We start from the raw sequence: 11,720 nt of genomic DNA on the forward strand, positions 1-11,720 counted from the left end.
CGGTTGGGCGCCGGGTATGGGTCCGGGCTCGCGGGGCGGGGCCGCCACCAGTGGTGGCGGCCCCGAGTCAGTCCGGGTCGACCAGGAGTGCTCAGCGTCCCCAGAAGTCGAAGACGACCTTGGCGACATCGGTGTTGTTCAGGTACTGACCCCGGACGGGGTCGATGTTGTCGGCGTGCTGTTCGAGACGGCTCGCGCCCGGTCCCTTCGCGAACAACGGCACGAGGGCGTTGGTGTGGTTACCTGAGTGCCAGGAGACGTGGGGCAGCTGCCCGGCCGAGCCGATCACCGGGGTCCAGGTCGGGTCGGCGCCGGGGCCGGCCAGGTAGCCGGTCTCGTGGTCGGCGGTGACGACGACGAGGGTCTCGTGCCAGCTGCTGGACTCCTCCACCCAGTCCACGACGGCCTCGACGGCCCGGTTGAAGTCGATCTGCTCCTCGATCACCCGTGCGGTGTCGTTGTCGTGGCTGGCCCAGTCGACCGCTCCACCCTCGATCATGAGGAACAGCCCCTCGTCAGAGGCGTTCTCCAGGACGGCGAGGGCACTGGTCGTCATGTCGGCGAGGGTGGGCACGTTCTCGACTGGCGGCGCGGTGTAGGGGAGCGCTCCGGGGACCGGTCGTCCGTCGGGCGTGCGGTCCGGGCCTCCTCGGTCGTACTGGAGGGTCGCCGCGACCTGGGGAACGCCGAGCACGTGGCGGGGTGGGTTCGAGGACTGGGCGAGCGCGGCGAACTCCTCGGGGGTTTCGACGAGGTCGAACGCGGTGGCGCCCCGCTGCACGGCTCCCCAGGTCCACTCGTCGACGTAGCGGTGGTCGGGCTCGTCGCGACGCTGACCGTCCTCGTCGAAGTCGGGGTGGCCGGGGCCGAAGACGACGTTGATGTCGTGCTCGAACAACATCTCCTTGGCGATGCCGTGGTAGTCGTTGCGGTCCGGGTTGTGGGCCACGTAGGCGGCGGGGGTGGCGTGGCTGAACGGCACGCTGGAGACGACGCCGGATGCCTTGCCCAGTTCCTGGGCCCGTTCGGTCAGGTTCTTGACGGGACCGCGGTCCGGTGCGAGACCGATCGCACCGTTGTAGGTGCGGACTCCGGTGGCCAGCGCGGTGCCGGCGGCGGAGGAGTCGGTGAAGTCCTCGCTGGGGTAGTCGAACCCGGCCCACGCCCGGTCCGCCTCGTAGGAGTGACCGTCGTGGTAGGTGGACATGCCGAGCTGGACGGGCCAGTCCTCGTAGACCTGAGCGGGGGTGGCGGGCAGGTGCTCGGTGGTTCCCGAGTCGGGGTCGACGCGGACCTGGTGCGCGGTGGTGCCGTGTTCCCAGAGGCTCGCGACGTCGACGTGGTTGTAGCCCATGCCATCGCTGATGAGGTGAATGACGTTCTTCGGGCCGAAGCCGAGCGGGGCCACGTGTTCCGCCGTGCCCGGTTCCAGACCCACGGCGGTGGGCGCGCCGATCGTCAACGCGAGGGCGCTCGCCGCGGCCACGGAGGCGGGTCTCCGCCAGCGTTGTCTACCCGCTTTCTCGGTCATCACGTCACTCCCTTTCCGAGTGGGTGCTTCCGTTTCGCTGGTGTGGCCCGCCGGCAGGGCATTCACACTCTGTCATCACACTTTGGTGAATGCAAGATGGACGTACTGTCTCGTTCGGGTCGCTCTCGTGCGGTTCCTCGTGTTCGGGGCCGCCGGGCGACGGCCTCGATGTCACTCTCGGTAACGTTCGTGGTGTGAAGTTCCCTTTTCTCCGCGCGTGCGGTTCCTTTTCCGTGAGGAGGTTCGCGGCCCTTTCGGGAAAAGGCGGGTCAATCATCTCCCCCGATTTCCGGAATCGGCGACGGCGGTGGTGGGAAAAGGGTGCTCCACGTGTTTTCGGCGTGCCGTTCGCGCGGCGCCGGAAGCGGGGGGCGTCCGAGGAGCGGGGGCGGCGTGGTGCCGTTCGCGGTGCGCAACGGCGGTGCGCTCTGGCGCGCTCCACTCGGCCGGATCGCTGACCGTTCGGCCGGAAGGGGGTCACCTGTCGGGTGGCGGCGGGCGGTGGGGGATTCGCCGACGCCGGCAGGTGCGGGGCGGCCGGGGCGTCCGCTCGGATTCGTGAGTTCCGCGTGAAGTGGGCCGGTGGTCCGTGCTTTCCCGGACCACCGGCCGTGGCATCCCGTCCGCGACCGGGCACCGAGGGTAGTCCCCGCCGCCGGGGTTCCGGCCACCGCACCGCACGCCGGGCCGAGCCGGCTGGCACCGGCTTCACCGGTCCGGCGGCGGCGGATCGCCGTGATGGACGTGTCGTCGACCGGGGTGAGGCCGGTAGGAAAGGAGGGGTGGCGGCGAAGCACGACAACCAGTGGCCCGTGGTGGTAACCGACTCCTGCGCCGGGGCCTACGCCCGGTGGCGCGGGCTCACCGACCACGGCGCGGCGAAGGCGACCCTGCGGCGGATGGTCGACGAGCTGGGTGAGGTCACCGACCAACTCCCGCCCCAACTGGCGGGCCGACGGAGCAGGTCCGGGTTCTTCCTCCTGGTCCCGGACACCCTGGTGCTCCCCCTGGTGCGCGACTCGGACGGGTCGACCCGCTGGATCGCGACCCACTGCGTTCCCTTCCCGGCGTGCGATCCGCCCGACCTGGACGCCCTGGTGGCCCTGCGGGGCCGGGAGCTGCTGGCCCGGATCCACCTGACGCGGCACGCGGTCGAACGGTTCCAGGAACGCTGTGGGGGCGCCCCCGACCTCGACGACGCCGCCCGGCAGCTCAGGAGCACGATCGCGCCGACGGTGCGGGCTCGTCGCCGCCCACCGGGTTGGTGCCGGACCACCCCCGCCGAGGTGTTCCTCGTCGCCGGCGAACACGACCAGTACTGCCTGCCGTGTCGGCCGGGAGCGGTGGCCGAACTGGACGCGACCACCTGCCTGCACCGCGCCTCGGACCTCTTCGAGCGCACGGGGGCGAGGCTGCACGCCGTGTGCCAGGTGGACCGGACCCGGTTGCCGGTGGGCGGCGAGGCCGACCGGCTCCTGTCGTCCTCGGTGCCCCTCGGCGGAACCCTGGCCTGGGCACGTCCGAAGTGGGCGGCCCCCCACGACGGGGCGACCTGGTGGGTCGTCTTCCCCAACCGCGTCGCCGCGCCCGTCCGGTGGCAGCCAGCGAAACCCAACCGGCCGCTGCGGGTGCTCGGAGTCCACGACGGCCGGCCCTGGCCGGTCCGGTTGTGGAGCCGTATCCGCCACCGGCTCCGCCGTCGGGGGACTGGAAACCGACCCGGGTGATCCGCATCGTGGACCGGTGCCCCGGTGGGGAGCGGCCAGCGGAGGAGGTTTCGGGGCACGGGCCGTGGCATTCCCGGGTGACCGAGGAGCCACACGGGGCGCCTCCGCGGGGGAGTGGACACCGGGTGCCGTGCCGGGAACGGCGCATCGCGCGGGCAGGGGCCGCTCACTGTCCTCCCCGCGCACCTCCCGGCTCGGGGAGGCCGGTCGCGACCCGGGACGTGTGCGGCGGTGGCACCGCATGCCGCCGTTCCTGGCGCCCCGCGGTCGCTGCCACGCCGTGGGGTTATTCCTCAAGAGTTCGGTCGTTCACGGACCAGGGCGGAGGGGCGCTCTGCTGGAGCCGTGTCGATGTCGCTCGGCGCCTCGACCGGCGGTCGGAGCCGGACCGCCCGCCGAGGCCGGGCAAGTCGCGGACGAGTCGGGGCACACCCTCCCCCGGACGAATCTGGGCGGATCGCCAGCGGGTTCGGGCGACCGGTCCGGATCGGGCAGGGGCCGGCCCGCCGTCCCGGGCCGGCCCCGTACCAGTGGTCCCGCTCAGCTCAGGTCGAGCTCCCACGGTTCCTCGGTGACCTGCCTGCCCTCCCCAGTGGAGTAGTACGCCCGGGTCCGCACGGTCACCGGGCCGTCCCCGTCAGGGACCACCCGGTAGCGCAGGTGCGCGCCCTCACCGGGAGCCAGCTCGCCGACGGTGTGGTCGCCCAACGCTTCGACCGTCCACCCCTCGGGCGCCACGAACGCCGGCCGCACGTCGCGCACGACCTCGCCGGAGTCGTTGACCACGCTCACGGTCATGGCGGCCTCCGCACCGGCGGTGGCGTCGCCGGCCAGCAGGTGCGTGGTCACCCCGGCGGCCTCGGCGGTCCGCAGGTAGGGCTCACCTCCGGCCACCGCCGGCCCGGGCAGGCCGGCGCCTTCGGACAGCACCAGCTGTGGTGGCACACCGAACCGCCCCGTGCGCGGGCCCAGCACGGTCAGACCGCCTCCGGCTCCCCGCAGGGTGACGGTGACCTCGCCGTCGGCGACGGCGGCCCGCATGTCCTCGACGTCGAGGTCGAGCAGCACCCGGTAGCCGTACTGCCCCGGGTGGAACCCGGACTCGTGGGACAACGCGCCCCTGGCGTCCGCCGGGTCGTCTGGGAGTACGACGGCCTCCGTCTCCACCACGGTTCCCGCGCCGGACACGGTCGCGCTCAGGGTGGTCGGGAAGACCCGTTCCGAGGTCTGGGGGAACGAGGTGCGCGGCAGCGACGGGCGGGACGCGGCCGCCTCGAGGACCAGCTGGGCGCTGTCGAAACCACCGTCCCGCAGGTCCTCCGGCACGGTCAGGTGCCAGCGGAACTCGCCGTCACCCCACCCGACCACGGCCGACGCGCCGTCCTGGGAGAACACCTCCGAACCCTGGGGCCACTCCACGTCCGCGCCCGCCGGGTCGAGGGCCAACGTTCCCGCCGCCTGCTCGGCCGCCGCGCCCCACGCCGCCAGCACCGTCTGGCCGGAGGCGACCGGTTGGCCGTCGGAGAGCAGCTCCGCGTCCAGTCGCCCGGTGACGAACCCGTCAGGCGGACGGACCTCCACCGTCGTCAACTCGGTGACCGCGAACGTCTCGGGCGAGACCGGTACCTCCGCCCAGTCCGAGGACGGCAGCTCCGCCCCGGTGCCGTCGGTGCCGGTCACCCGCCACCGCAGCGTGGTCTCCCCGAGGTCCCGACCGGAGAACAACGACGAACGCACCGCCAGTCCGATCCGGTCGTCCCCGACGAGCCGTTGCACGGGGCGTTCCCCGACCAGCAGCACGTCGTCGGCGTTGGCCAACCCGACCCCGCCCTGCGCCCCGTCGGCGTCGAGGTAGCCGGGCACCTGGAGGGTGCGGTCGTAGGCCGCCCACCCGTTCCACTCCCACTCCAGGTCGGTGAGCTCGGTGAACAGGTAGCCGCTCATCTTCTGCTCGGCGCGGAACAGCTCGGCGGTGTACCGGAAGGGCGTGGCCACCTCCTGGTCCTTCTCCCGGCCACCGCTCCACGGGCCGAACTCGGAGTTCATCAGCGGCTGCCCGGACTGGGTCCGCCCGTCCTCGAAGTTGTGCGTCGACCCGGGGTAGGTGTTGGACACGATCCGGTCCACCGTCGCCGCCCACTCCTCCCAGGTGGAGTAGTAGCCGTGGAAGTCGTTGATGTCGGTGACCAGGTGGCCGTTCTCGCAGCACGGCGAGTTGTCCACCACCAGCCGCGTCCCCCGCACCAGGTCCGTGGTCAGGTCGAACATCCGCTCGATCCAGGGTTTGGCGTCGTCCCTGATCGGGCCACCCGGTGTGGCGTTGAAGCCCCACGCCTCGTTGAACGCGTCCCAGATGACGATGGACGGGTGGTTGTAGTCGCGGTGCACGGCGTCCCGCAGGACCTCCTCCCACAGGCGTTCGGCCTCCGGTCCGTAGCCGTCGTAACCGAAGTTCGGCTGGTCGTACCAGACGAGCAGCCCCAGGACGTCCGCCCAGTGGTAGTACAGCGGGTCGTTGACCTTGATGTGGGGGCGCACCGAGTTGAACCCGAGCTGCTTGGTCAGCGCCAGGTCGAACAGCACCGATCCCTTGCCGGGGTCCTCCAGCTCGCCGCCGCGCAGGTCGGCGCCCTGGTACAGGCCGGTGTAGCTGTAGTTGCCCCACGGGTTGAAGTTCTGGTCCAGCACCGAGCGCAGGTAGACGGGCCGGTTGTTCAGGAACAGGTACTGGTACTGCTCGGCCGGGTCGTCCTGCTCCTCGGGCGAGTGCCCGGGGAGCCACTCACGACTCACGGTGCGCAGCCCGAACCAGGTGTCCACCCTGTCCGATCCCGCCTGATCGGTGAGGCTCGCGTCCACCCGGTACAGCCAGGGCGCCTCTGGTTCCCACAGCCGGGGGTCGGGCACGTCGATGACCGCGCTTCCCGCGCCGTCCACCAGCGTCACCGTCGCCGTGGCCACCACCTCGCCGACGGTGGGCTCCACGGGCACCGGCAGCCCCGGCGCGGACACGCCGTCCTGCCGCTGCCCGGCACGCGCGCCCGGTTCCCCGTCCTGGGCGCGCACCGCCAGCTCCACCGTCCCGTCAGGAGCGCCCCGCGCCTCGACGTCCACCGTGACCCGGGCGGCGGTGGCCTCGCGCCCGTCGAAGTCGATCTCCGGTGTGGTGTGCACCGTGGTGAGCCGCGCCGAGTCCGCCGGTTCGATCCACACCGACTGCCAGATGCCGCCCGTGTCGGTGTACCAGCCCATCTGCTTGCCCTGGGGGTACGGGGTGGTCGCGGAGTTGTCCGGGACCTCGACGCGCACGACGAGGGAGTGCTCCGCCCCGGGGCGTAGGGGGCCGAGATCGACGTCGAAGGGGGAGTAGCCCCCGTCGTTCTCCCCGACGCGGTTCCCGTCGAGGAACACCTCCGCCCGCCACTCGACGGCGCCGAAACGGAGCAGGGTGCCGCGGTCGGTCGGCCAGTCCTCGGGGACCGTCAGGTCCCGCTGGTACCAGACCGTTCCCCTGGCCTCGGCGAACTGGCTCGCGTACACCTGGTTGCCCGCGCGCCGTTCCTCACCGATCCCGGCGAGGGAGTTGTAGGCGAAGGGCACCCGCACCGCGTGCGCCCACTCGTGGTCCCCCTCGTGCCAGCCCTCGTCCACGCCGACGTCGGAGGGGTCGAAGTCGAGCGACCAGGTGCCGTTCAGCGAGGCCCACTGGCCGTCCACTCCGGCGCGGCGGTCGAAGTCCGGGCGGGGGTAGTCCGGGTGGGGGGCGGTGTCCGGGGTTTCCGCCTCCAACGCGAGGGTCACCGGTGCGTTCGGATCCTCCAGTGGGTGCCAGCCGAAGGAGTAGCCCTGGCGCGCGGCGACCAGGGCCAACGCGTCCACCGGGGCCTCGGGCACGGTGAACCTGCCGTCGGCGTCGGTCCGCACGGTGCTGGTCTGCTCGGTGACGTGGACGACCGCGCCGGGGAGGGGGCGGCCGGTGTCCGCGTCGACCACCTGGCCGTTGACAGTGGTGGTGGCCGGTTCGGCGTCGGCGGAACCGGGGGTGCTGAGTGGAGCCATGCCTCCCATGATGACCACGGCGGCGAGGATCGCGGTGGGACGACGTCGGGGCGGATGTGGTCGGGCCGGGGTGTCTGCGCCTTGCCGGGACCAATGCATGACTGGCACCTCTCCTGGTCGCTGCCGTTCGTTCAGCCCTTGCGCGTCGGGGTGGTCGCTGGCTCGGGTGTCCCGCGACCGGGTTGGTGGGCTCGGGGGCGGTGGTCGTGCCGGGCTTGCCAGCATCGGTGACCTTCGCCGGTGGGTGGCGAACCGACGCGGCTCGCCCGCTCGTCCGGGTGAGTCGCGGACGACGGCGGCCGGGAGTTCCGGGGCGCCGGCTGGGGCCGCCGGCGGGCCGGGCGCGGGCGGGCGAGGCCCCGCCCCGGAGCCGGCGTCCGTCGGGCGCGGCAGTGGACGGGTGTGGTCGGGGCCGTCCCGCCGGCGGTGGCGGTTCCCGTTCCGGCGCGCCCCGGGGGCGGATCGGGGCGCCGGGCACCAGGCGGGTGGGCGTGGTGTCGTTGGCCGCCCGGTGCGGTGGCCGGACGGTGGGCGAGGTGCGCGCGGGGGTCGGTGTGCCGGATGGGCCACGGCGGGCCGGGTTCCCTGAGGGGCGGCACGGGTGTCCCGCCGCCGCTGGGGACGTCGCCTGGTCCGGGCCGCGCCCCGGTGTCGGCGCGCCGGGTGGCCGAGCTCTCGGGATCGGCCGTCTCGGGGGTGCCCTCGAGCCGGGCGCCAGCCGCCCAGGGGACTGACCGGGGCACGCGTTCGGGGTGGGCTCGGGGGAGTCGGGCGAGTTCACGGGAGGGCGAACCGCGCAGCAACCCACACCTCCGACCCGGCGAGGGCACGACCAGCTGGTGGGGTCGTGGTCGGCGGCGACGCCGACGAACCGAGCCTAGGGCGGTCCCGGCGGAGGTGGTCCCGCTGAGCAGGCGAAGTCCCATCCGCTCGGACGGCGCAGCGCGTTCGACGGGAAGCGGACCCACCTACGCCGGACGAGTGAGTGGTGCGCACCCGGTGCACGATGGCACGACCCGACGCGCCGGCGAGTGCGCGTCGGGCCGAGGTGCTCCGGTCCCGGCCGGAGCGGGGAACGGGTGGCCCTCCGCTCGCGCGAAGCCCGGGTCCTCGGGCCCGGTGACCGCCTGACCCGTGTCGGAGGTGGGGACGTCGCCGCACCGCGTCGGGGTGGCGGTTCCGGTGGGCCCGCGCCCGCTCCCGTCGGCTGGCCGGCGCGCGGGCCCGTCCCACCAGGAGCCACGGTTCCGAGCGGAGGGCACCGGTGGGACGTGGTGCCGGGAGTGTTGGGGTCGAGGCGGCCGTGTGTTGGGCGGCGCCCAACCGGAAACCCGGACGGCGGGAACTCCACCAAACTAGATGAAACTTCAACTAAACTGGCGTGGTCGGGACGACGCGCGTCCCGAGTCGCACCAGGAGGGGCGCCATGCCAGCCGTCACCGTCGAGAACACCCTGGAACTGCCTCGCCTCGCCGAGGCGGCCCCCGAGGGTCGTCAACGCCCCGTCAGGTCCGTGACCACCGCGCCCTCCGGCCACGAGGGTGAGGGGTTCCCGGTGTACCGGGCGTTCGCCGGCGTCTCGGCCGGTCTCCTCGACCCGTTCATCCACCTGGACCAGATGGGCGAGGTCGAGTACGCGCCCGGCGAGCCCAAGGGAACCCCCTGGCACCCGCACCGGGGCTTCGAGACCGTCACCTACATGATCGACGGCCAGATGGAGCACAGCGACTCCCACGGCGGTGGCGGCGTGATCGCCGACGGCGCCACCCAGTGGATGACGGCCGGCAGCGGCATCCTCCACATCGAGAAGCCACCGGAGCACCTGGTCATGTCCGGTGGCCTGTTCCACGGCATCCAGCTCTGGGTCAACCTGCCCCGCGCCAACAAGTGGAACCCGCCCCAGTACCAGAGCATCCAGGGCGGGGAGACCACCCTGCTGTCCTCCCCCGACGGAGGAGCCCTGGTCAGGGTGATCGCCGGCGAGGTCGACGGACACCACGGCCCCGGCAACACCTTCACCCCGATCACGCTGCTCCACGCGACCCTCAGCCCCGGCGCCCGCCTGGTGCTGCCCTGGCGCACCGACTTCAACGCGCTCGTCTACGCCCTCTCCGGGCGCGGCGGAGTGGGGGAGGAGCGGCACCCCCTGCGCGCGGCCCAGCTCGCGGTCTTCGGCGCGGGCGACCTCCTCACCATCGAGGCCACCGACCACCCCGACGCCCGCACCCCCGACCTCGACGTGCTCGTCCTCGGTGGCCAGCCGATCCGGGAGCCCGTCGTGCAGTACGGGCCCTTCGTCATGAACTCGAAGGCGGAGGTCATCCAGGCCTTCGAGGACTTCCAGGCCGGCCGGATGGGCGTCATCCCCACCGAACGCGTCCCGCACGCCGGGCACGACCAGGCACCACCGGCCCGGGAGAACTGACCGGGTGGCACGGGTGGCGGTCGACCGGCGTCACCCGCACCCCACCCGCGCACTGCCGGGACGGGGCGCACCGCCGTCCGCCCCCGACGCCGCCGTGGCGGCAACGGTGGGGCCCACCAGGACACGCGGGAACTCCGCTCCTCGTCGTGCGCTCGCCGCCACAGCCGCTCGCCGGTGCGGGCCCACCGCCGTCCGGTCCGGCCAGGCGTCCACGGCGGCGCCCGGCCCTGACCCGCCCGTCCCGAGGGATCGACGGGTGGTCGGGGAAGGCTCAGGACAGCACGTCCGGGTCGGGACCCCCTCGGGCGCCGGTCTCCATCCCGGCGATGGAGTCCATGTCGTCCGCGTCGAGCTGGAAGTCGAACACGTCGATGTTCTCCCGCATCCGAGACGGGGTCGACGACTTCGGGATCACCACGTTGCCCAGCTGGATGTGCCAGCGCAGCACGATCTGGGCCGGAGTGCGGCCGTGTTTGGCGGCGAGCTGGGTCAGCGTCGGATCCTCCAGTAGACCGCCCTTGCCCTGGCTCAGCGGCCCCCAGGCCTCGGTGGCGATCCCGTTGGACGCGTCGAACTCCCGTACCGCCAACTGCTGGAGGCGGGGGTGCAGTTCGACCTGGTTGACCGCCGGCACGATCCCACTGGCCTCGAACAGCCGGGCCAGGTGCGCGGGTTGGAAGTTGGACACGCCGATGGCCCTGGTGCGGTCCTCGGAGTAGATCCGCTCGAAGGCCCGCCACGTGTCCACGTACCGGTCGAGCTTGGGCGCCGGCCAGTGGATGAGGTACAGGTCGACCTGGTCCAGGCCCAGGCGTTCCAACGAGGCGTCGAAGGCACGCAGGGTGGCGTCGTAACCCTGGTCGGTGTTCCACAGCTTCGTGGTGACGAACAGTTCCTCCCGGGGGATTCCCGACTCGGCCAGCGCCCGGCCGGTCCCGACCTCGTTCTGGTAGAGCGCCGCCGTGTCGATGCTGCGGTACCCGGCGTCCAGCGCCGCCCGCACCGTCGCGGTCGCCTCCTCGTCCGGAACCTGGTACACGCCGAAGCCGAGCTGGGGCATGGCGACGCCGTTGTTCAGGGTGAGCGTGGGAACGGTGGTCACGGCGAGGACGTCCTCTCCTGTTCGGTGGAGAACCGCGGGACGCGCGGTTCCTGGGGTGGCCGGTCGGCCGCGCGGGTCCGCCCCGGAGGGGAACCCGCTCTCGTGGGGCTACCCAGCACGGGCGGGAACGCACCTCGGACCTCCCGCCTCACCGTGACCGGCTCGGGGGCCGGGCCGGGCAGGCGCTCCCGGCGCGGCGGTCCCGATCCTGGCCGAGAACGCCGCCCGACCGGCCCGGGGGGTGGGTGGCCCGGAGCGTTCGACCCAGTTCCCCGAGGTGAACGGCCCCTCCCGGAGCCGAGGAATACCCGGCCGGGGCATCGTGTTGGTCACCAGTGCCGGCACTCCCAACCCCAGGAAGCAGGCAATCCATGAGCAACACGGTCGAACTGACCAAGGAGAACTTCAACGAGGTCGTGTCCGAGAACGACTTCGTTCTGGTCGACTTCTGGGCGTCCTGGTGCGGCCCCTGCCGCCAGTTCGCGCCCGTCTACGACCGCGTCGCCGACAAGAACCCCGACCTGGTGTTCGGCAAGGTCGACACCGAGGCCCAGCAGGAGCTGGCCGGGGCGTTCGAGATCCGTTCCATCCCCACCCTGGCCATCATCCGGGACAACGTGCTGGTCTTCTCCCAGCCCGGCGCCCTCCCGGAGGCGGCGTTGGAGGACGTGATCCGGCAGGCGCGGGAACTGGACATGGACGAGGTGCGGCGCTCCGTCGCCGAGTCCAGCAAGGCCGAGTGAACCGCTCGCCGTCACGCGTCGCGCCCGCCCCGGTGCCCTGAACGGGTGCCGGGGCGGAGCGCTGTCGTAGGCGATTGGGGTCCCCGCCCGGAGACCGGGAGTCCCCCGGTCCCCTCCAGTCCTCGCCCGGTGA

At 72.7% G+C, this 11,720-nt stretch carries 6 protein-coding genes; 3 read left to right on the forward strand and 3 right to left on the reverse strand.

Going from position 1 to position 11,720, the window contains the following annotated elements; all coding sequences use genetic code 11:
* Window positions 1-91: 91 nt before the first annotated feature.
* Window positions 92-1,486 carry an alkaline phosphatase gene (locus ACOJVX_RS11780; RefSeq protein WP_422647524.1) on the reverse strand — a complete coding sequence of 465 codons (1,395 nt, stop codon included), beginning with the start codon at window positions 1,484-1,486 and terminating at the stop codon, window positions 92-94.
* An 827-nt stretch (window positions 1,487-2,313) separates the two neighbouring features.
* Between ACOJVX_RS11780 and ACOJVX_RS11785 the strand changes: the two genes are divergently transcribed.
* On the forward strand, window positions 2,314-3,258 hold the full coding sequence (locus ACOJVX_RS11785; RefSeq protein WP_026420285.1) for a hypothetical protein: 945 nt from the start codon (window positions 2,314-2,316) through the stop codon (window positions 3,256-3,258).
* A 540-nt stretch (window positions 3,259-3,798) separates the two neighbouring features.
* Here the strand turns inward: ACOJVX_RS11785 and ACOJVX_RS11790 are convergent.
* On the reverse strand, window positions 3,799-7,317 hold the full coding sequence (locus ACOJVX_RS11790; RefSeq protein WP_422647525.1) for a sugar-binding domain-containing protein: 3,519 nt from the start codon (window positions 7,315-7,317) through the stop codon (window positions 3,799-3,801).
* A 1,426-nt stretch (window positions 7,318-8,743) separates the two neighbouring features.
* Here ACOJVX_RS11790 and ACOJVX_RS11795 point away from each other — a divergent pair.
* Window positions 8,744-9,742, forward strand: a complete 999-nt coding sequence (locus ACOJVX_RS11795; protein ID WP_422647526.1) for a pirin family protein — start codon at window positions 8,744-8,746, stop codon at window positions 9,740-9,742.
* A gap of 271 nt (window positions 9,743-10,013) precedes the next feature.
* Here the strand turns inward: ACOJVX_RS11795 and ACOJVX_RS11800 are convergent, their stop codons facing one another.
* Window positions 10,014-10,844 (reverse strand): aldo/keto reductase, encoded by an 831-nt coding sequence (locus ACOJVX_RS11800; protein WP_422647527.1) that lies wholly within the window; start codon window positions 10,842-10,844, stop codon window positions 10,014-10,016.
* Window positions 10,845-11,215: 371 nt separating this feature from the next.
* Here ACOJVX_RS11800 and trxA point away from each other — a divergent pair, with 371 nt between their 5' ends.
* Window positions 11,216-11,587: a thioredoxin gene (trxA, locus tag ACOJVX_RS11805; RefSeq protein WP_026420288.1), complete on the forward strand. Its 372-nt coding sequence runs from the start codon at window positions 11,216-11,218 to the stop codon at window positions 11,585-11,587.
* Window positions 11,588-11,720 lie beyond the last annotated feature (133 nt).

This window comes from Actinoalloteichus caeruleus, from assembly GCF_049311605.1.
GTDB classification, from domain to species: domain Bacteria; phylum Actinomycetota; class Actinomycetes; order Mycobacteriales; family Pseudonocardiaceae; genus Actinoalloteichus_B; species Actinoalloteichus_B caeruleus.

Excerpts from the sequence above, each read along its gene's own strand:
- ACOJVX_RS11790 (WP_422647525.1), bottom strand. The coding sequence starts at position 7,317 with ATGGCTCCACTCAGCACCCCCGGTTCCGCCGACGCCGAACCGGCCACC.
- ACOJVX_RS11795 (WP_422647526.1), top strand. The coding sequence starts at position 8,744 with ATGCCAGCCGTCACCGTCGAGAACACCCTGGAACTGCCTCGCCTCGCC.
- trxA (WP_026420288.1), top strand. The coding sequence starts at position 11,216 with ATGAGCAACACGGTCGAACTGACCAAGGAGAACTTCAACGAGGTCGTG.